The following is a 19,068-nucleotide window of genomic DNA, read 5'->3' as shown; positions in this document are numbered from 1 at the left end:
CCCGCGCCCCGCCCTATCCCGGCAGGCCCGACCGCTTCGCCCCCATGCCGCGCATGAAGCGGTCGCGGATCTGCGCCGGATCGCGCTCGGTCTGCCCGGCCGGCGGCGCGTCGTCGAGCTTGAGGCCGATCACATGCGGCCCCTCGGTATCGAGGCACTGGGCGACAAGCCGGTCGAAATCCGCCTCGTCGGCGGCCCAGGCGGCCTGGGGGAGGCCGGCGGCGCGCGCCACCGCCACCAGGTCGGTGCCCGCCAGCTCCGCCGGCGTCCGCTGGCCGCCGGTGATCTGGTAGGTGCCGTTGTCGAGCAGCAGGATCGCCAGGTTGGCCGGCCGCTGCGCCGCCACGGTCGAGAGGCAGCCGAGCTGCATCAGCAGCGAGCCGTCGCCCTCCAGCACGAACACCTTGCGCCGCGGCTGCGCCAGGGCGACGCCGAGACCGATCGGGACGGCAAGCCCCATGCTGCCGAGCATGTAGAAATTGCGCGCCCGGTGCCCGGCGGCCCAGAGGTCGAAATTGGAATGGCCGATGCCGCCGATCACGGCCGGATCCTCGCCGATGCGCGCGACCAGGCGCCGCACCAGCGCGGCGCGGTTCATCCGCTTGGCGTTGTGGGCGGTGGTGACGGACGCGCTCATGCCTTCAGCACCTTGCCGCCGGTCAGCAGGGGGGAGAGGATCAGGCAGGCCGGCGCCTGGGTCGTCACCGCCTGCCTGATGCTGCGGTCCAGGATGAAGCCGCATTCGTCGCGCCGGGTGATGGTGTGGTGCTCGATGCCGAGGCTGTCCAGCACCGGGCGCATGGTGCGGTTGACCATCGCCTGGCCGATGTTGAACTCGCCGAGCGTGCCGCGCTCGCTCACCATCATCAGCGCCGGAATCTGGAAGGCGCAGGGCAGCGAGGCGAGCACGTTGGCGAGGGTGGCGAAGCCGCTGGTCTGCATCAGCGCGATGCCCCGCATACCGGCCATCCAGGCGCCGCAGAGGATGCCGATCGCCTCCTCCTCGCGCGCGGCGGCGAGGGTGGTGAAGAAGGGATCGGCATGGCAGCCGGAGATCAGCGGCTTGAGCACGTTGTCCGGCACGTAGGCGACGAGGCGCACCTCGTTCGCCTTCAGCACCTCGAGCACGATCTCGTGCCAGGGCTGCGCTGCGCCCTCGTTCATTCCTGACGGTCCTTCCGGTTGCTGGGGCGCGGGGTCGGTCAGGCCGCGTCCGTCTCCTCGGGCGGGAAGTTCAGCTCGACGGCGATGCCGTCCGGGTCGCGCAGGAAGAGCTGCGTCTGCCGGTCGCGCGGCACCACCCGCTCCTCATGCGGCACGCCGTGCCGCTTCAGCCGCTCGCGCATCTCGGCGAGGCCGGTGCAAGTGAAGGCGATGTGGTCGAGCAGGCCGGTCGGGCCCGCCTCCCGCGGCAGGTGCGCGTCGCGCTCGCGCGGGCCGACGAGGTGGACCGTCGGCTGGCCGCCGCAGTAGAGCCAGTAGCCCGGAAAGCCGAGCGGCGGGCGGTGGCCGACCTCGAGGCCGAGGACGGTCACGTAGAAATCCCTGGTGCGTTCCAGATCCGCGGTGCGGATCGTGTAGTGGTTCAGCGCGTGCAGGCCCATCGGGCGTTCCTCCCCCGGCGGCACCAAGCTCAGGGGAGCGGAGGCGGCCCGTCAAGGCCCCCGGCCCGCCCCGGCAGCGGGAGGCCACCCGGTTCGCGCGGCCTCAGCGCGGGTCGGCCAGCGGCACCGCCGCGGCGCGTTCGATCGCCCGCGCCGCGCGGAAGGCGAGGTCGTCGCGGTAAAGGGCGGCCGCCACCTGCACCGCGCGCGGCATCCCCTGCTCGTCGAGGCCGACGGGCAGCGCGATCGCCGGCTGGCGCGTCAGGTTGAAGGCGAAGGTCCAGGGCGCCCAGTCGCGCCAGAGCGCCTCGGTCGGGCGGACCGTCGGCTGGTCGGCGGCGAAGGCCGCGGTCGGCGTCGCCGCCGTCAGCAGCACATCATAGCGCTGGTGGAAGCGCGCCATGGCGTGCGCGGCCTCCAGACGCAGCGCCTCGGCACCGAGATAATCCACGGCGGACATGCCGCCCTCGCGCTCCGCCACCTCCTCGAGGCCCTGATCCAGAAGCCGGCGCTTCTCGGGCGGCATCTGCGCCACCAGCCGCGCCAGCGCCACGCCCCAGACCCGGCCGAAGATGGCGCGGGTGTCGGGCAGGTCGGGATCCGCCTCCTCCACGATGGCGCCCTGCTCCTCCAGGAGCCGCGCGGCGGCCGTGAGCGCCGCCTCGCCCTCCGCGTCCAGCGGCGGGTCGAAGCCGAGGCGGCGCACCAGCGCCACGCGCAGCCCCTCGACGCCCTGCTCGATGCCCTGCCGCCAGTCGCGCGGCTCGTCCGGCAGGCAGTAGGGGTCGCGCAGATCGTGCCGCGCCATGGCGGAGAGCATCAGCGCCGCGTCGCGCACCGTGCGCGTCATCGGCCCGGCCACCGCGACATGGGCGAAGGCGCCGAGCGGCCATTGCGGCACGCGGCCGAAGGACGGCTTCACCCCCACCAGGCCGCAGAAGGCGGCCGGAATGCGGATGGAGCCACCGGCGTCGGTGCCGATGTGCAGCGGCCCGAAGCCGGCCGCCCCCGCCGCCCCGGCGCCGGAGGAGGAGCCGCCCGGCGTGCGTTCCCGGTTCCAGGGGTTGCGGGTGATGCCGTGCAGCGGGCAGTCGCCGGGCGACTTCCAGCCGAACTCGGTGGTGGTGGTCTTGCCGAGGATGACGGCGCCCACCGCCTTCAGCCCGAGCACGGCGGGCGCGTCCTGCGCCGCCGGCGCGGCCTCCGTGGTGCGGCTGCCGCGGCGGGTCGGGAAGCCGGCGAGGTCGAGCAGATCCTTCACCGTCGCCGGCACGCCGTCGAGCGGGCCGATGGGGCGCCCCGCCGCCCAGCGCGCCTCGCTCTCCCCCGCCGCCTGCACGGCGCGGGGGTTCATGGCGGCGAAGGCGTTCACCCAGGGGTTCAGCCGGGCGATGCGCTCCGTCACCGCCTGCAGCGCCTCCACCGGCGAGAGGGCGCGCCGGGCGTAGAGGGCGAGCAGCGTCTCGGCCGGCATCAGGGCGGGATCGGTGGGCAGGTTCATCGGATGGTTCTTGAGAAAGGAAGGAAACGCGTCCGTCAGTTGCCCTGGTGGGTAACGATGGTGACCCCGAAGCGCAACCGCAGCGCCTCGTTCTGCCGCAATTCGCGCTGCCAGAACCGCTCCTGCCAGCCCAAGGGGTCGGGAAGGCCCTCGTAGCGGCCACCCACGATCCGGTTGGCGGCCTCATCGGCCGCGAGGCGCCTGTGGTAGGCACCCGGCAGGACGCTGGGGTGCCACGACAGGCCCGATTCGATGAACCAGTGTAGCGCCGCCTGGTATTCGCCGATCTCGTTCTCCAGGGATATGACGCGCACCACCGCGTCGTTCTCCAGGTTCAGCCTTTCGCTCATCGCCCTGGCATAGGTGCTGACCTGCTCGAAGCATCCCGTGAAGAACGGCGCGAGGCTGGTGCTCGCGCCGGCGCCCTGGCTCAGCGAGGTCGCCGTCCGCACGAGGCCGGCGCACTGCTCGAAGGGCACCACGAAATTCAGCGTCAGGATCACGTGGCGCGTCATCGAGCGGTACTGTTCCTCGTTGATCAGGTTGTTGATCTTGGCCTCGCAGAGGCGGAACATCAGGTCGCGCAGGGCCTGGATGCCCTGCGAACGCTCATAGAGCTTCTCGACGGCGGAACGGAGCTCCTGTGCAACCTGCCCGGACCCTTCGGCGTCACTCCCGCGGCGAGCGGCGAGCTGGGCGGAAAGCTGCGCGGCCACCGTGCTGGCTGTGTCCGGCGGCGGTTCGGCGCAGACGGAACCGCCAGCGGTTGCGATGATGTTCCGCCGGCTCGCATCCATCGGATAGGCCCAGACCGCCTGGTTGATCTGGGCCGCGGCCGCGGGCGGATCCTGCAGGAACGAGGCGTGCGGGAGAAGGAAGCGGCTGATCACCAGCCCCGCGACAAGGCCCGCGATACCGACGGCGAATGCCAAACCAAGGCTTTCAACCTTCTCGCGCATCGCCGTTTCCTCCGGCAGGCCGTGAGGAAAGGTTGAACCAGGAGAGGAGCGCTCCGCAACATGCGGTGCGCGCAGCATGCGGAATCCGCTTGCCGGCAATGCCCGCGCGCACACTGGAGAAGGAGCCGCCGATGTCCGATGCCGCCCCCTGGGAATGGCCCGAGGCGACCTGGCGCCGCATCATCGGCCGCGCCCGTGCCGGGCGCAGCCTGAAGCCGCCCGCCTGGCCCGCCGGGGCGCGCTGCGCCGTCGCGCTCTCCTTCGACGCCGACCACGAGACCATCCCGCTGCGCGATGCCGACGAAAGCCCAATGCGCCTCAGCCAGGGCCATTACGGCGCACGCCGGGGCGTGCCGCGCATCCGCGCGCTGCTGGCGCGCCACGGCATCGCCGCCACCTTCTTCTACCCAGCCGTCTCCGCCCTGCTGCATCCGGAGGAGGTGCGCGCCCTGGCCGCGGAGGGCCACGAGATCGCCCTGCATTCCTGGATCCACGAATCCAACACCACCCTGCCGCCCGGCGCGGAGCGCGAACTGACCCTGCGCGCGGCCGAGGTGCTGGAGAGGCTGGCGGGCCGCCGGCCCGTGGGGCTGCGCACCGCGAGCTGGGACTTCTCCACCGAAACCCTCGGCATCCTCCGCGAGATGGGGCTGCTCTACGATTCCAGCCTCATGGCCGATGACGAGCCCTATGAGCTGCTCGACGGCGGCGAGCCCACCGGCATCGTCGAACTGCCGGTGGAATGGATCCGCGACGACGCGGTGTACTTCCCCATGCGCTACGCCAGCGCGCTGCGTCCCTATACGCCGCCCTCGGCGGTGGAGGAGATCTTCCGCGCCGAGTTCGACGGCGCCTTCGCCGAGGGTGGGCTGTTCCTGCTGACCCTGCACCCGCACATCATCGGCCACCGCTCCCGCCTGCCGCTGCTGGAGCGGCTGATCCACCACATGAAGGCGCAGGACGGCGTGTGGTTCGCCACGCATGAGGACGTGGCGCGCTACTGCCGCGACCGGATGGGGGCCGAGGCGGCGTAGAGCGCGGCGCCGGCTCAGCCCGCCGCCACCGCCGCGCTCCAGGGCGAGGCGGCGTCGCTGACCCCCACCACCCGCCCCTCCGCGTCGCGGCGGATCAGGTTGGGACAGGCGAAGTTGATCGGCATCGCCGCGTGCTCCACCACCGTCAGCGGCGCCTCGGCCTCGAGCGCGGCGAGCGTCGCCGCATCCAGGCGCCGGTCGGCGGTCACGCCCTCCGGCCCCGAGACGTCGATGCGCGGGTGGTGCGCCGCCTCCTCCGGATCCATGCCGAAATCGGCCACGAAGGAGAGAAGCTGGAACACGCTCGCCATGATCCGCCGCCCGCCGGAGGCGCCGGCGGCGATCTCCGGCGCGCCGTCGCGCGCCGCGATCACCGGGCACATGTTGGTCAGCGGCCGCTTGCCGGGGGCGATGGCGTTCGGCGTGCCGGGCTGCGGGTCGAACCACATCACCCCGTTGTTCATCAGCACGCCCGAGCGCGGCAGCACCATGCGGCTGCCCATGGAGGAGAGCAGCGTCGTCGTCATCGCCACCATCATCCCCTCCCGGTCGCAGACGGTGAGGTGGGTGGTGCAGGACTCGGCGGCCCGCGGCTCGGCGTCGCCAAGGCCCCTGAGGCGGTCGGCGTAGGCCTCCCGCATCACCCGGGCGAGGCGGGCATACCAGGCGGCATCTGGCGCCGCGCCGAACTCCGCCCCTTCCATGCCGCGCAGCACCTGCGCAAGCGTCGGTGCGGCGGTGAGGCCGTTGGCGAGCATCAGCGTGCGTCCGCGCCAGGGCACGGCGAGGGCGGGCAGCACGCGGGCGCGGCAGCGGGCGAGGTCCTCGGCGGAGAGCACCCCGCCCATCTCCCGCATGTCGGCGGCGATCTGCGCCGCGATCTCGCCCCTGTAGAAATCCTCGAGCCCGGCCTGCTGCAGCCGCTCCAGCGTCGCCGGCAGGTTGCCGAGGGTGAAGAAGCCGGGGCTGCCCTGATAGGGCGGCACCGGCGGCAGCCCGTCCGGCAGGTAGATGCGCGCGGATTCCGGGTAGAGGCGGAGCACCGCGGCCGAGGTCGCGATCTTCAGCGTGGTGTACCAGTCCTGCGGCAGGCCGCGCCTGGCCAGCGCCACGGCGGGGGCGAGCACGTCGCGGATCGGCAGTCGGCCGTGGCGCTCGTGCAGCAGCGCGTAGCCCGCCACCGCGGAGGGGACGACGCAGGAGAGCGGCCCGTGGATGTTGCGGTCGCCCTCCACCTCCGGCCAGGCGAAGAGGTCCTGCTTCATCCGCCCGGTCAGGGGGAAGGCGGAGGGGTCGAGGCCGGCGGGGGCGACCGGGCCGAAATCGAAGGTCTCGGCCGCGCCGCCGGGCGCCATCACCTGCGCGAAGCCGATGCCGCCGAGGCCGCTGTTCCAGGGCTCCAGCGCAGCGAGGGCGAAGGCGGTGGCGACGGCGGCATCGGCGGCGGTGCCGCCCGCTTCCAGCATCGCCGCCCCGGCTTCCGCCGCCGCCTTGACCTGCGAGGCCACCATGCCGCCCCTCCCCCGCGCCGCGGGCTTGCGCAGGTGCCAGTGCTGGGTGACGTGCGGGCCTGGGGTGAAGGCGAGGGTCATGGGCTGGCACTCTCCGGTGGAAGGCGGGGCGCATCGTCCCGCCGCGCGGCCCTGCCGGCAAGCCCGCCCGCGCCCCGGCTCAGGGCCTGTAGAGCAGGTCCGCGCTTCCCGATGGCGCCGCCCTCCGGTGGCGATCCGCCCGCAGCGCCGGCAGCGCGAGCAGGGCGGGCGCCAGCACGAACAGCCAGGCGATCCGCGCCTGGTAGCGTTCCGCGGGGCCGGAGAGCCCTCCCGTCACCGCGGCGTTGCCGAGCGCCGCCGCCAGCACGAAGGCGGCGAGGGCGAAGCGGGGCAGGCCGAGCGTGCGCCGGTGGCGGACCACGAGCAGCGCCACGCCGAGCAGCCCCGCCAGCGCCAGGAGGCGGTGCAGCGGCGCCAGACTCCGGACGTCGTCGAGCAGAAGCCCCTGCTGCTGGCGCGAGGCCAGGAAGCGCTCCCGCTCCTGCGGGAAGAAGCGGGCGATCAGCGGCTCCGGCCCTGGCACGCCGGGCCAGGGCTCAAGCCCGTCGCCGGGGGCGACCAGGGCGAGCTGGCGCAGGGTGTTGGCCAGGGCGGCGGCTCCCATCGCGGCCGGCGCCTCCCGCAGGGTGCCGAGCACGATGGCGGAGGCCTCCGGCGCCCAGGCCTTCGGCCCGCCGAGTTCGTTGTGCAGGGGGCTCGTCGGATACCAGAGGAAGGCGTTGTGATAGGGGCCGAGACGGTCGAGCACGCCGCAGATGCGATAGCCGGCCTCCGGGCAGGCGCGCCGTAGATGCGCCATCCCGGGCCCGTCATAGATGACCCGCGCCGCCATGAAGACGGAGCCGAAGGGGGAAACCGCGAGCCGACCATGGCCGGCGGCGTTCGCCGCCATCATGGCAAGGGAAGCCAGCAGCGGCGGCGCCAGCATGCGCGCCGCGCCGAGATACGCCTCCCGCCGGCCGCGAAAGGCGAAGAGCAGCGCGCTGCCCAGCAGGCCGAGGCCGAGGGCCAGCGGCAGGTGGCTGAGATGCACGGCCACCCCTCCGCTGGCCAGCAGCAGCACCCAGACCCGCTCCCCCGTGCTCAGCACCGCGGCGCGGAAGCCGAGCAGCCACAGCGCGAGGACGAGCAGGCCGGTGAACAGGTCCGGCATGAGCTGGGCGGCGAGCCATGGCAGCCCGCTCAGCACCGCGAGCCCGGCCGCCGCCAGGAGCAGGGGCAGGTTGCCCGGCAGCCCGTGCGCGCGCAGCACCAGGGAGAGCAGATGGGCGGTGATCAGCCCCTGTGCCAGCACGGACAGCCAGAGGGTGAGCCGCCAGTGGGTGAGCAGCAGGAACAGGCTGTAGAAGGCCGGGCGATCCCAGCCGAGATAGCCGATCAGCGCCTGGCCCAGATAGGTGCCGGTATCGGAAAAGACCAGGGGGTAACCGTTCCAGGCGGCGGGCCAGATCAGCAGCAGCGCGGACAGGCAGAGGGTGCCGAGGCGCCTTGCCGTCCGCATGGCGGGGCGCCGGGGCGCCCGCTCCGCCGGCTGCGGCAGCGGGGCCGCGCCCTCCGCGGGCATGGGGGGTCAGGCTGAACGGTCGGCGAAGCCGCGCGGATGCGCCGCGTGCCACGCCCAGGCGGTGCGCACGATGTCGTCGAGCGCGCCGAAGCGAGGCGCCCAGCCGGTCTCGCGCCGGATGCGCTCGCTGGAGGCCACCAGCACCGCCGGGTCGCCGGCGCGCCGGGGGCCGTAGCTGTGCGGCACCGGCCGCCCCCCGATCCGTTCCACCGTCTCGATCACCTGCCTCACCGAGTATCCCGTTCCGTTGCCGAGATTGTAGCGCACGCTGCGCTCTTCCAGAAGGTTGAGCACGCGGATGTGCGCATCGGCGAGGTCGGAGACATGCACGTAGTCGCGGATGCAGGTCCCGTCCGGGGTCGGGTAGTCGGCGCCGAAGACGGTGAGCGGGGGGCGGGTGCCGAGAGCGGCGCCGATGGCGAGGGGAATGAGGTGGGTCTCGGGCTCGTGGTCCTCGCCGATCCGGCCGGCCGGGTCGGCGCCGGCGGCGTTGAAGTAGCGCAGGCAGGCGGAGCGCAGGCCGTGGACGCGGTCGGCCCATTCCAGGCCACGCTCGACCATCAGCTTGCTCTCGCCATAGGCGCTGGTCGGGGCGAGGCGGGCCTCCTCATCGATCGGCACCCGCTCGGGGTCGCCGAACAGCGCGGCGGTGGAGGAGAGCACGAATTTGCGGCAACCCGCCCGCACCGCCGCCTCGGCCAGGCGCAGGCTGTTGGCGACGTTCTCGGCGCAGTAGCGCAGCGGCTCGCGCATGCTCTCACCGACCAGCGAGAGGGCGGCGAAATGGAACACCGCGTCGAAGCGCGGGCCGGAGAACACCTCCCGCAGCAGCGCGGGCTCGCCGACCTCGCCGACCACGAGCCTGGCTTCGGGAGGCACGGCGGCGCGATGGCCCTGGCGCAGGTTGTCTAGGACCACCACCTCCTCCCCCCGCTCGATCAGGGCGAGCACGAGGTGGCTGCCGACATAGCCGGCGCCGCCGGTGACCAGGTATCGGGCCAAGGATCACTCCCGGAAGTAGCCGCCGTAGCGGGGGTGGTAGACTTCCGCGTCGGCGTAGCCGGAGCGGCCGTGCACCTTGGCATCCACCTGCGTCAGCGCCGCGCCGACCACGCGCGCATGCGCCTCCTCGAGCAGGCCGAGGGAGTTGCGCACCACCGAGCGCGGCGTGTCGCGCCACTTCACGCAGAGCAGCGTGGCGTCGGCGAGGCGGGCGACGACGCGGGCATCGGCCATGGCAAGGGCCGGCGGGGCGTCGAGCACGATCAGGTCGTAATCCCGGCGCACCCGATCGAGCAGCCCCGCCATCGCCTCGGACATGAACAGGCCGAGGGAGTGGATCTCCGCCGCCCCGGCCGGGATGTAGTCGAGGGAGGAGAGGTGGTCGCGGCGGATGATGCGCTCGAGCACCGCCTGGCCGAGCAGCAGGTCGGTCACGCCCGCCGCGCCCTCGCAGCGGAACACCTGGCCGAGCGAGGGCTGGCGCACGTCGCAGTCTATCAGCAGCACCCGCTCCCCGTTCATCGCCGCGGAGCGGGCGAGGGCGACGGCGGTGGTGGTCTTGCCCTCGCCCGGGCGGGCGGCGGTGATGACGATCACCCGCGGCGGCTCGGCGCCGAGCCAGAGCGCCGCGCGCAGCGTGCGCATGCTTTCCGCGAAGGGCGAGAGCGGCTTGCGCACCACGTAGTCCTCGGCGCGGTGGCGGCCGAGCAGGCCGCGCTTCAGCATCGGCACCAGGGCGAGGCAGGGCAGGCCGAGGGCGCTGCGCACCTCCTCGCCGCTGCGGATGGTGCTGTCCGCCTGCTCGAGGAACCAGATGACCAGCAGGCCGAACAGCACGCCGAGCACCACGGCGGCCATCACGAAGGTGGTGACCTTGGGGAAGCTCGGCAGCGCCGGCGTGGTAGCGGGGGAGAGCACGCGGGCGTCCGGCCGCTCGATCGCGGTCTGGGCGACGGTCTGCTGCGAGCGCTCCAGCACGGCGCGGAGCAGGCTGCGCGAGGCCTCCGCCTCCCGCTCCAGCGCGGCGAGCTGGATCTCGGCGGACTGGCCGGTGTTGACCCGGTCCTCCTGCAGGCGCAGCGCCTCCTCCAGGCTGCGCACCCGCGCCCGCGCCGCTCGCGCCTCGGCGTCGAGCGCCTGCACCACCCGCGTGGTCTCGGCGCCCACGGCCCGCTCGGCCTCGGCGAGGCGGGAGCGCGCCGCGCGCACGTCCGGATGGTTGGCGCCGAGCGTCGCCTGCAGGCGCTCCAGCTCCTGGCGGGCGGCGTCGCGGGCGGTGCGCTGCGCCGTCAGGTTGGCCGCGCCGAGCGCGGTCAGGTCGGCGCCGCCGCCGCCGCCGCGTGCCGCGGCAAGCCGCGCCTCGGCGGTGGCGAGCTGGTTGCGCGCCTCCAGCAGGTCCGCGTTGATGCGGCTGATCTGCTCGGTCGCCAGCACGGCGCTGACGCCGCGCGTCAGCCCCGAGGCCGCGCGCAGCTCGGCGATCCGCTGCTCGGTGACGGCGACCTCCTGGCGGAGCTGCGCGACCCGCGCCTCCAGCCACTCGTTGGCGCGGCGGACGGCGTTGAACTTCCCCTCGAGCTGGTCGGCGATGTAGAGCTCGGCCACGTAGTTGGCGACGTCGCGCGCGAGGTGGCGGTCCTCCGAGGTGAAGCGGATGGACAGCACGCGGGAGTTGCGCACCACCTGCACCTGCAGGGCGTTGATCATGGCCTCCGCCGCCATGATCTCGGCCGCCTCAGGCGGCGGCACCCGCGCCGGCGGGCGCGGGGCGATCGGCTCGGCCAGCCAGGGCGCGAAGGAGCCGAGCCAGCGGCTGAGCCCGTCCTGCATCCGGTACCAGGCCCCCTCGGCCCGCTGCGCGTCGCGCAGCCACCAGGCGAATTCGGGCCGCTGCTCGAGGCCGAACCGCTGCACCACGCGGCGCGCGATGGAGAGGCTGCGGATGATCTCCACCTGGCTCGCGAGCACGGCATCGGTCGTGTTCTCGTCGCGCAGGATGCTCTGCAGCTCGCGCACCGAATACTCGGTCGGCTCGAACATCACCGTGGTGTTGGCGGTGTAGCGCGGCGTGAGCTGCTTCGCCGCGATGTAGGCCGCGAGCGGGAACAGGATGGCGCAGAGGATCAGCACCCAGCGGCGGCGGCGCAGCGCGGCGAGCAGCGCGGTGACCGTCAGCCCCTCCGGCTCGATCGGCGCGCTTCCCGGCACCGGGGCGCGCGGAGGCGGCCGGCGGTCCGTCGGTGGCCGAGCATCAACCGTCCTGTCGAGCATGCGCGGTCTTCTTCCCTTGGCCGATGCTGCAGTGGGCGCCGAATACGCGCCGTGCGCCGCGGCGGTCAATCAACGGTAGGGCGATACAGCATCAAGTCAGAAAAACTCGGTGTGATGAACCAGCCGCGCAAGGAAAAACGAATGTGCGGAACGGTCCCGCTCTGGCAAAGAGGGGGTGCGACGTCGCCGCCGCAACCTGCGCGCGCGACGCAGGGAAGCAGTCGCTTCAGGATCAGAAGGGAGTTCCGATGCCATCACGCCGCCTGCTCTGCCTCCTGGCGCTCACCGGCCTCGCCGCCTGCGCCGCTCCCGGCGCCCATCTGCCGCCGCTGCCGGAGACGACGGCACCCACCACCTACCGTCTGGGGCCGGACGACCGGGTGCGCGTGACCGTCTTCAACGACCCGAGGCTGACGGGAGAGTTCCGCGTCTCCGACGCCGGCACCCTCGCCCTGCCGCTGGTCGGCACGGTGCAGGCGGCCGGCCGCACCACGAGCGAAGTCGAGGCCGCGATCGCGCAGGAGATGCGCCAGCGGGGCCTGTTCAGGGACCCCAACGTCGCCGTCGAGGTCACGCAGTACCGGCCGATCTTCGTGCTCGGTATGGTTGAGCGAGGCGGCCAGTTTGCCTACCAGCCCGGCATGACCGTTCTCACCGCGGTGGCGGTGGCCGGCGGCTTCAACTATCGCGCGATACAGAACTACGTCTCGATCACCCGCATCGGGCCGGACGGCCGCGCGCAGGAATTCCGCGCGCCCCGCGACGCGCTGGTGCTGCCGGGCGATGTGATCACCGTCTTCGAGCGCCGCTTCTGATACGGCTCGGCGGCAACCCGTCGCGCGGGTTGGCGTGACGGCCTTGGCCCGAGCCGCCGGTGGGGGGCGCCCTCTTCGCGCCCCGTGGGGGCCGGCCCGTCCCCGCAGGGCCTGTGCCCCCCCGGCCGCCGCCCTCCGGCTACCAGCGACGCGAGGGGCCGCAATCAAGGTGTACGAAGCCGTCGCTCCGGTAGAGGCCGACGCCGCCCAACTGCATCTGGGCGGCGAGCCGCGCCAAGCCGATGGAGTCCCGCCCCGGCAGGCGCAGATCGGCCGCCATGCCCGACATGTGCAGCGAGACCCGCGAGACGCGGCTGGACTGGCGCGCCCGCGCCGCGTTGGTTTCCGGCGCGCGGTAGCCGCTGATCACCTCGAAGGGACCGGCCGCGTCGAGCCGCTCCGCGATGTGGTGCATGGCGTCGAAGAGGCGCGGGTCCATCGGCGTCGCCTCATCGCGGGAAAGGTCGCGGAACAGCCAGTCCAGGCGTGCCAGGGCCTCTCGGTCGTGCCGGCCGTCCCGCCAGTAGACGCCCTCGAAGGTCTCCCCCGTCTGCACGCGGATGACCGACAGGCTGCGGGCGCCGCCCGCCGACGCGGCGATGGCGGGCGCGGCGAGGCCGGCGAGCGCGACGCCCAGCGTGGCGCGCAGCAGGCCGCGGCGGCCATGGACGTTCCCCTCGCAGCAGGGGCAGGCGAAGAGCGGGCGCCGCATCTCAGCGCCACCCCCCATCCGGCCGCTGCCCCCCGGCAAGCCGGGGGCGGGGCGCGTCCAGCGCCCGCGCATAGGCCTCGTCGAGGCCGTAGAGGTCTGACCGCATGCGTATCTCCCCCCTCTCGATCACCACGGTCGTGTAGTGCAGCCGCACCGGCAGGTCGCGGGCAAGGGCGACGATCCGCGTCTCCCGGCTGTCGAGCTGCCGTGCCGCTTGCGCCGGATCCCAGCCCGGCGTGCCCTCGAGCGCGAGCGCGAGCAGCTCCATCGGCCGCTCCAGCCGCACGCAGCCCGAGGAGAAGGCGCGCTCCGCCCGGCGGAACAGGTGCCGCTCCGGCGTGTCGTGCAGGAAGATGTCCTCCCGGTTCGGCAGGATGAATTTCAGCCGGCCGAGCGCGTTGGCCTCCCCCGGGTCCTGCCGGACCACATAGGGAAAGTGGTCGGCGCGGACGGCCTTCCAGTCGATCGCCATGGGGTCGAGCTCGACGCGCTGGCCGTCCACCATGCCGAAGATGCGGAACCCCTTCTCCATCATGGCGCGCGGGTCCTGGCGGAAGCGTGGCAGCAGATCCTCCCGCGCGTTGCGCTGCGGCACCCCCCAGGGCGGGTTGAACTGCACCGCCGTCAGCCGCGCCACCAGGGTTGGCGTGGGGCGGGACGGCCTGCCGACGATCACCGCCATCTCCAGAAGCGGCCGGCCATCCTCGATCACCTGCAGGCGCTGATCGGGGATGTTCACCTCAATCCGCCGCCCCCGCTCCGGCGGCGGGGCGCCGCGGCGCATGTCGAGCGCCACACGGAGCTGGCGGAGTTCCGCCTCCGCCGGGCGGTTGAGCGCGGCGAGGGTGTGCCGGCCGACGCGGCCATCGGCCTCCAGCCCCCGCGCGGCCTGGAAGCGCCGCACTGCGGCGACCAGAGCAGGATCGTAGAGCGGGCCCGCATCCGGGGCGGCGGCGAGCTCCGGATCGGTCGCCAGCAGGCGCGCGCGCAGCGCCGGCACCCGCACCGGATCCTCGGCGCCGGGCTCGATGGTGGCCGTGCCCGGCACCTCCCCCCATCCGCCCGCCGCGACGGCGGCCCGGGCGCGGGCCAGGGCCGCCTTCAGCGGCACCATTCCGGAATGCAGCAGCGCCGCCCGGTCCAGCACCGCGGCGGGCTCGTCCGTGGCCGCCAGCTCGGCGAGCCAGGTGTCGAGCGGGATGGTCTCGGGGCTGCGCCGCAGGTCGGCGCGTCCGGGCAGCGCCCGCACACGGCCGTGCAGCAGGTCCTCCAGCGCCCGGCGCGCCGCTTCGGCCAGGGCGGCGCGCCAGGCGGCGGCATCCCGCCGGGCCAGCGCCTCGTCCGGAATGGCGTAGGCGGCCGGGTCGAGCCCGTCCTCCCCGAGGCGCCGCAGGCGCTCGGCGAGCCGCAGCAGGGCCGGCTCGGCGGCGGCGAGGGGCGCTGCGACGGGCAAGGCCGGTCCAGCGGCGGCAGATCCGCAAGACGGGAGACATGCGCCGAGGAGGAGCAACAGAAGGGGAAGGAAGCGCACGGCGGGCCTGCATAGCTGCACGCCCGGCGGCCGCCAAGGCACCTTCACCCCGGCGCGGCGCGGGCGTGCATCGGCGGGGCCGTCCGCTGTAGCCTCGCCGCGCAGGCCGGGCCGCACGGCGCGACGACCCGGCGCGAGAGCCAGCAACACGCCGCGGAGGCTGCGATGGGCGTTCCCGGGCCACGATGCATCCCTGCCGGCCGCCATGCCCGGCGGCGACTCCTGCCGGGCCTCGGCCTCGCCCTGCTGCTGGCGCCGGAGGCCTGGGCGCGCGACACCCTGACCATCGGCATCACGCAATTCCCCTCCACCTTCCACCCGAACATCGAATCCATGGCGGCGAAATCCTACGTGCTCGGCTTCGTCCGCCGGCCGCTGACCGCCTACGACCCGGGCTGGGAGCTCACCTGCCTCGCCTGCGAGACGCTGCCGACGCTGGAGAACGGCCTCGCCGTGCGCGAGACGACGCCGGAGGGCAAGCCGGGCATCCGCGTCACCTACCGGCTGCGCGGGGACCTGCGCTGGGGCGACGGCACGCCCGTCTCGGCCGAGGATCTGCGCTTCGCCTGGGAGGCGGGTCGGGATCCCGCCACCGGCTTCGGCCCGGCGGAGTTCTACCGCTCCGCCTACGAGCTCCGGGTGGAGGATTCGCGCACCGTCACGCTGCGCTTCGACAAGGTCACCTTCCAGTTCGCCGCCGCCGGCGACTTCCAGCCCCTGCCCGCGCATATCGAGCGCGCGCGCTGGGAGGCGGAGCCGCGCGGCTACCGCAACCGCACCGCCTACGACACCGAGACCACCAATCCCGGCCTGTGGAACGGGCCATGGCGCATCGCCGCGGTGCAGCCCGGCGCCGGCGTCACGCTGGAGCGCAACCCGGCCTGGCAGGGCCGCGCCCCGGCCTTCCGCCGCATCCAGATCCGCACCGTCGAGAACACGGCGGCGCTCGAGGCGCAGCTCCTCGCCGGGCAGATCGACATGGTGGCGGGCGAGCTCGGCCTGCCCGTGGAGCAGGCGGCGGCGCTGGAGCGGCGCACCCGCGACCGCTTCCGCGTCACCTACAAGCCGGGCCTGATCTACGAGCATCTGGCGGTGCAGCACGACCACCCGGCCCTGGCCGATGCGCGGGTGCGCCGCGCCCTGCTGCAGGCGCTCGACCGCGGGCAGATCGTCGCCCGGCTGTTCGAGGGACGGCAGACGGTGGCGCACGCCAGCCTCAACCCCCTCGACCCGATGCACCACCCCGACGTCGCGCAATGGCGCTTCGACCCCGCGGCGGCGGAGGCGCTGCTGGACGAGGCGGGCTGGCGGCGGGGCCCGGACGGCATCCGGCGCAACGCCGCCGGCGAGCGCCTGGCCCTGGAGCTGATGACCACGGCAGGCAACCGCGCGCGCGAGCAGGTGCAGCAGGTGCTGCAGGGCATGTGGCGCCAGGTCGGGGTCGAGACGCGCATCCGCAACGAGCCGCCGCGGGTCCTGTTCGCCGAGACGCTGTCGCGCCGGCGCTTCCAGGGGCTCGCCCTCTTCGCCTGGATCAGCGCGCCCGAGGGGGTGCCGCGCGGTCCCCTGCACTCCGAGGAGATCCCGACCGAGGCGCGCAACTGGTCCGGGCAGAACTACGGCGGCTGGCGCCACGCGGAGACCGATGCGCTGCTGGAGGCGATCCCGACCGAGCTCGACCGCGAGCGCCGGCGCGCGCTCTGGGCGCGGCTGCAGACGATCTACGCCGAGGAGCTGCCGGCGCTGCCGCTGTGGTTCCGCTCCGACGCGCATGTCTGGCCGCGCTGGCTCGACGGGGTGCGGCCGACCGGGCACCTGAACCCGAGCTCGCTCTGGGCCGAGGAGTGGACGGCGCGGTAGGGCGGGGTGACCGGGAACGGTCGCGCGGCAGAGCTGCTCTCGAATTCATTGGCGGAAGCCGCCGCGGGAATGCCTAGATTGCAGGGTGCGGCCGCGCCGGCCGCGGGGGATCGCGGCCGGGCGCCCGCGCGATACTGCGCAGGGAGGCCAGGAATGCCGAAGCAGAGCCAGCACCCCTTCCTCGACATGCTCGCCGCGGCCCTGTCCACGCATGTGCTGCACAGCGCCGGCCATGAGAGGGACCCCCCTCCGGTCGAGCGCCTGCTGCCGCAGGGACTGACGGAGCCCGAGCTGCGCGGGCTGATCGATTTCTTCGTCGCCGCCGACCACGACATGCGCGAGGACCGCTACGTCGCGGCGGCGCGCCACCTGGAGCTGGCCGAGACGCGGATCCGCCTCGCCATCAGCCGCGGCGGCGGGCCGCGGGAGCGCCACGAGGCGACGCTGCGCCACATCGCGCGGGCGCGGGACGCGGCGGAGCGCCGGAACAGCGCCGAGGGCTGCCGCGCGGTCGCCGAGGCGGTACGCTGCACCCTGGCCGAACTGCGCGCCCATTAGAGCGGATCCCGGAGGCGCGACAGCGGCCGGAAACGCCCATCCGCTCCACGCATGACGCGCTGCGGCGTGATCCGCCCTGGCGGATCACGCTTCCGCCTTCGCGGATCGGGCGCTAGCGGTAGCCGGGATCCGCGAGGTTGGTCAGCGGGAAGGCGCTGTGCACGCCCGGCGGCACGACCGGTGCCGCCGGGTGCAGGTAGCTGCCATCGAGCTGGCCGTAACCGGTGACGCCGAGCAGCCCGAGCACGGTGTGCATCTCCGCCTGCAGCAGCCGCAGCATCTGCGTGATGCCGGCCTCGCCGGCGGCGGCGAGCGCATAGCAGTAGAGGCGCCCGAGGCCGACCAGCTCGGCGCCCATGGCCATCGCCTTCACCACGTCGCTGCCGCGGCTGAAGCCGCCGTCGATCCACACCTTGGCGCGGCCGCCCACGGCCTTCACCACCTCCGGCAGCACCTCCAGCGCGCCGCGGCCGTGGTCGAGCTGCCGCCCGCCATGGTTGGAGACATAGACCGCCTCGACGCCATGCTCCACCGCAAGCGCCGCATCCTCGGCGGTGGCGATGCCCTTGAGCACGAGGGGGATCCGGTGCCGGTCCTTGAAGTGCTTCACGTCGTCCCAGTTCAGCGCCGCCTGGAAGTCCTGCCCCATGGCGCGGGCGCGCCAGGGCTTGACGAAGCGCTTGGCGATGTCGCGCTCGCGGCGGCTGTAGATGGCGGTGTCCACCGTCAGGCAGAAGGCGTCGTAGCCGGCGTCCACGGCGCGCTTCACCACCTCGTCCACCCAGTGCCGGTCGCCGCGGACGTAGAGCTGGAAGATCTTGGGCCCCTTCCCCGCCGCCTCCGCCATCGCCTCCAGGCCCGGCGCGCTGACCGAGGAGACCATGATCGGCACGCCGTAGGCGGCGGCGGCGCGCGCGGCCGGGGCGCCGCCCTCGGGGTCGAAGCTCTCGAGGCCGCCGACGGGGGCGAGCATCACCGGCAGCGCTATGGGCCGGCCGAGGAAGCGGCCCGTCACGTCGATCTTCGAGACGTCGCGCAGCACGCGCGGGCGGAAGGCCACGCTGTCCAGCGCCAGCCGGTTGCGCAGCATGGTGGTCTCGGTCTCGGTCGCGCCGACCAGGTAGTCCCAGTGACCGGGGCTGAGCTTGGCCTTCGCCGCCTTGACGAATTCGTGGAGGGTGAGGAAGTCGCCCTCGGTCTCGCTGAGCATGGTCGGGTTCCCTTGTGCCGTCAGGCGCCGCCGAGGAAGTTCCTGGTCCGGCGCCGGTACTCGTCCTCGCGCGTGACGCGCGCCATCAGCCCGCCCTCCGGCAGCCCCGGCAGCCTCGAGGGCGGCGTGCCCTCGCGCAGCGCCTTCAGCGTCTCGTACACGGCGCGCTGCGCCGCCATGATCGGCTGGTGGCCCTGCAGCGCGACGCGCACGCCGCGCGCGGCGAGGTATTCGCGGTCGTCCACCTCCGTCCCCTCGATGCCGCCGAGGATGATGGGCAGGGTGGCGGCGGCGGCGACCGCGTCCAGCTCGGCGCGGGTGCGGATGCCGGTATAGAACAGCGCGTCGGCGCCGGAGGCGCTGTAGGCGCGCGTCCGCTCCACCGCGTCCGCGATGCCGTTCACCGAAACGGCGCCGGTGCGGGCGACGATGACGAAGGAAGGGTCGTCGCGCGCGGCAAGCGCCGCCCTCACCCGCCCGAGGCCCTCCTCGATCGGGACCAGCCGCATCCCGCCCTCGCCATAGGGGCGCGGCAGGACCGTGTCCTCCAGCGTCATCGCCGCGACGCCGGCCGCCTCCAGCTCCTCGACCGTGCGCATGGCGTTCAGCGCGTTGCCGTAGCCGTGGTCGGCATCCACCAGCAGCGGCAGCCGCCGCGCCGCGCGGCAGATGCGCCGCGCCTGCTCGGCGAACTCGGTGAGCGTCAGCAGGATCAGGTCCGGCGCGCCGAGCACGGCGAGCGAGGCGGTGGAGCCGGCGAACATCCCGGCCTCGAAGCCCAGCTCCTCGGCCATGCGCGCCGACATCGGGTCGAAGACCGAGCCGGGGTGGATGCAGGCCTCGCCGGCGAGCACGGCGCGGAAGCGGTGGCGGCGCTCCGTCACGCTGGTCATC

The 19,068-nt window shown here is 73.8% G+C and carries 17 protein-coding genes; 4 read left to right on the top strand and 13 right to left on the bottom strand.

Annotated elements, in window-relative coordinates:
• Nucleotides 1-13: 13 nt before the first annotated feature.
• The 5 genes from ET526_RS12915 to ET526_RS12895 form a co-directional block, all read right to left on the bottom strand.
• Complete coding sequence (locus tag ET526_RS12915) at nt 14-637, bottom strand: thiamine pyrophosphate-dependent enzyme (RefSeq protein WP_135468122.1); 624 nt, start codon at nt 635-637, stop codon at nt 14-16.
• Entirely contained in the window at nt 634-1,164 is a 531-nt protein-coding gene (locus ET526_RS12910; protein ID WP_135468121.1) for a thiamine pyrophosphate-binding protein, read from the bottom strand. The genes ET526_RS12915 and ET526_RS12910 overlap by 4 nt, the downstream gene beginning before the upstream one ends.
• Nucleotides 1,165-1,202: 38 nt before the next feature.
• Nucleotides 1,203-1,604 (bottom strand): VOC family protein, encoded by a 402-nt coding sequence (locus ET526_RS12905; protein WP_135468120.1) that lies wholly within the window; start codon nt 1,602-1,604, stop codon nt 1,203-1,205.
• A 103-nt stretch (nt 1,605-1,707) separates the two neighbouring features.
• On the bottom strand, nt 1,708-3,105 hold the full coding sequence (locus ET526_RS12900; protein ID WP_135468119.1) for an amidase: 1,398 nt from the start codon (nt 3,103-3,105) through the stop codon (nt 1,708-1,710).
• 35 nt (nt 3,106-3,140) lie between these two features.
• The gene (locus ET526_RS12895; protein ID WP_135468118.1) at nt 3,141-4,064 is read right to left on the bottom strand and encodes a hypothetical protein; all 924 of its coding nucleotides are present in this window, start codon (nt 4,062-4,064) and stop codon (nt 3,141-3,143) included.
• A 131-nt stretch (nt 4,065-4,195) separates the two neighbouring features.
• Here ET526_RS12895 and ET526_RS12890 point away from each other — a divergent pair, with 131 nt between their 5' ends.
• Nucleotides 4,196-5,098 carry a polysaccharide deacetylase family protein gene (locus ET526_RS12890; RefSeq protein WP_135468117.1) on the top strand — a complete coding sequence of 301 codons (903 nt, stop codon included), beginning with the start codon at nt 4,196-4,198 and terminating at the stop codon, nt 5,096-5,098.
• Between the two features lie 14 nt (nt 5,099-5,112).
• On the opposite strand, the gene ET526_RS12885 is transcribed toward ET526_RS12890, so the two are convergent.
• The 4 genes from ET526_RS12885 to ET526_RS12870 all read right to left on the bottom strand — a co-directional run bounded on the left by ET526_RS12885 (nt 5,113) and on the right by ET526_RS12870 (nt 11,488).
• The gene (locus tag ET526_RS12885; protein WP_135468116.1) at nt 5,113-6,690 is read right to left on the bottom strand and encodes a gamma-glutamyltransferase; all 1,578 of its coding nucleotides are present in this window, start codon (nt 6,688-6,690) and stop codon (nt 5,113-5,115) included.
• Between the two features lie 79 nt (nt 6,691-6,769).
• Nucleotides 6,770-8,152, bottom strand: a complete 1,383-nt coding sequence (locus ET526_RS12880) for a hypothetical protein (protein ID WP_135468115.1) — start codon at nt 8,150-8,152, stop codon at nt 6,770-6,772.
• A 69-nt stretch (nt 8,153-8,221) separates the two neighbouring features.
• Complete coding sequence (gene galE / locus ET526_RS12875) at nt 8,222-9,217, bottom strand: UDP-glucose 4-epimerase GalE (protein ID WP_135468114.1); 996 nt, start codon at nt 9,215-9,217, stop codon at nt 8,222-8,224.
• 3 nt (nt 9,218-9,220) lie between these two features.
• The gene (locus ET526_RS12870) at nt 9,221-11,488 is read right to left on the bottom strand and encodes a polysaccharide biosynthesis tyrosine autokinase (RefSeq protein ID WP_135468113.1); all 2,268 of its coding nucleotides are present in this window, start codon (nt 11,486-11,488) and stop codon (nt 9,221-9,223) included.
• A 248-nt stretch (nt 11,489-11,736) separates the two neighbouring features.
• Here ET526_RS12870 and ET526_RS12865 point away from each other — a divergent pair, with 248 nt between their 5' ends.
• The gene (locus ET526_RS12865) at nt 11,737-12,303 is read left to right on the top strand and encodes a polysaccharide biosynthesis/export family protein (RefSeq protein ID WP_135468112.1); all 567 of its coding nucleotides are present in this window, start codon (nt 11,737-11,739) and stop codon (nt 12,301-12,303) included.
• Nucleotides 12,304-12,442: 139 nt separating this feature from the next.
• On the opposite strand, the gene ET526_RS12860 is transcribed toward ET526_RS12865, so the two are convergent.
• Nucleotides 12,443-13,015, bottom strand: coding sequence for a DUF882 domain-containing protein (locus tag ET526_RS12860; protein WP_135468111.1), 573 nt, complete (start codon nt 13,013-13,015; stop codon nt 12,443-12,445).
• A 1-nt stretch (nt 13,016) separates the two neighbouring features.
• A complete protein-coding gene (locus ET526_RS12855) occupies nt 13,017-14,468 on the bottom strand; it encodes a L,D-transpeptidase family protein (protein WP_135468110.1) in 1,452 nt (483 codons plus the stop codon).
• Between the two features lie 243 nt (nt 14,469-14,711).
• Between ET526_RS12855 and ET526_RS12850 the strand changes: the two genes are divergently transcribed.
• Nucleotides 14,712-16,406: a peptide ABC transporter substrate-binding protein gene (locus ET526_RS12850; RefSeq protein WP_135468109.1), complete on the top strand. Its 1,695-nt coding sequence runs from the start codon at nt 14,712-14,714 to the stop codon at nt 16,404-16,406.
• Nucleotides 16,407-16,559: 153 nt separating this feature from the next.
• The gene (locus tag ET526_RS12845; RefSeq protein ID WP_135468108.1) at nt 16,560-16,964 is read left to right on the top strand and encodes a hypothetical protein; all 405 of its coding nucleotides are present in this window, start codon (nt 16,560-16,562) and stop codon (nt 16,962-16,964) included.
• Nucleotides 16,965-17,076: 112 nt separating this feature from the next.
• Here ET526_RS12845 and ET526_RS12840 read toward each other — a convergent pair whose 3' ends face one another.
• A complete protein-coding gene (locus tag ET526_RS12840) occupies nt 17,077-18,174 on the bottom strand; it encodes an alpha-hydroxy acid oxidase (protein WP_135468107.1) in 1,098 nt (365 codons plus the stop codon).
• Nucleotides 18,175-18,194: 20 nt separating this feature from the next.
• Nucleotides 18,195-19,067 carry an isocitrate lyase/PEP mutase family protein gene (locus ET526_RS12835; RefSeq protein WP_135468106.1) on the bottom strand — a complete coding sequence of 291 codons (873 nt, stop codon included), beginning with the start codon at nt 19,065-19,067 and terminating at the stop codon, nt 18,195-18,197.
• Nucleotide 19,068: the final 1 nt, after the last annotated feature.

Origin of the sequence: Crenalkalicoccus roseus (assembly GCF_004761865.1) — a bacterium.
Taxonomy (GTDB): Bacteria; Pseudomonadota; Alphaproteobacteria; order Acetobacterales; family Acetobacteraceae; genus Crenalkalicoccus; species Crenalkalicoccus roseus.
This window is presented reverse-complemented; position numbering and strand designations above follow the sequence as displayed.

Bases quoted from the DNA above. Each gene is read 5' to 3' on its own strand.
- ET526_RS12915 (WP_135468122.1), bottom strand. From the start codon at position 637: ATGAGCGCGTCCGTCACCACCGCCCACAACGCCAAGCGGATGAACCGC.
- ET526_RS12910 (WP_135468121.1), bottom strand. From the start codon at position 1,164: ATGAACGAGGGCGCAGCGCAGCCCTGGCACGAGATCGTGCTCGAGGTG.
- ET526_RS12905 (WP_135468120.1), bottom strand. From the start codon at position 1,604: ATGGGCCTGCACGCGCTGAACCACTACACGATCCGCACCGCGGATCTG.
- ET526_RS12900 (WP_135468119.1), bottom strand. From the start codon at position 3,105: ATGAACCTGCCCACCGATCCCGCCCTGATGCCGGCCGAGACGCTGCTC.
- ET526_RS12895 (WP_135468118.1), bottom strand. From the start codon at position 4,064: ATGCGCGAGAAGGTTGAAAGCCTTGGTTTGGCATTCGCCGTCGGTATC.
- ET526_RS12890 (WP_135468117.1), top strand. From the start codon at position 4,196: ATGTCCGATGCCGCCCCCTGGGAATGGCCCGAGGCGACCTGGCGCCGC.
- ET526_RS12885 (WP_135468116.1), bottom strand. From the start codon at position 6,690: ATGACCCTCGCCTTCACCCCAGGCCCGCACGTCACCCAGCACTGGCAC.
- ET526_RS12880 (WP_135468115.1), bottom strand. From the start codon at position 8,152: ATGCGGACGGCAAGGCGCCTCGGCACCCTCTGCCTGTCCGCGCTGCTG.
- ET526_RS12870 (WP_135468113.1), bottom strand. From the start codon at position 11,488: ATGCTCGACAGGACGGTTGATGCTCGGCCACCGACGGACCGCCGGCCG.
- ET526_RS12865 (WP_135468112.1), top strand. From the start codon at position 11,737: ATGCCATCACGCCGCCTGCTCTGCCTCCTGGCGCTCACCGGCCTCGCC.
- ET526_RS12860 (WP_135468111.1), bottom strand. From the start codon at position 13,015: ATGCGGCGCCCGCTCTTCGCCTGCCCCTGCTGCGAGGGGAACGTCCAT.
- ET526_RS12850 (WP_135468109.1), top strand. From the start codon at position 14,712: ATGGGCGTTCCCGGGCCACGATGCATCCCTGCCGGCCGCCATGCCCGG.
- ET526_RS12845 (WP_135468108.1), top strand. From the start codon at position 16,560: ATGCCGAAGCAGAGCCAGCACCCCTTCCTCGACATGCTCGCCGCGGCC.
- ET526_RS12840 (WP_135468107.1), bottom strand. From the start codon at position 18,174: ATGCTCAGCGAGACCGAGGGCGACTTCCTCACCCTCCACGAATTCGTC.
- ET526_RS12835 (WP_135468106.1), bottom strand. From the start codon at position 19,067: ATGACCAGCGTGACGGAGCGCCGCCACCGCTTCCGCGCCGTGCTCGCC.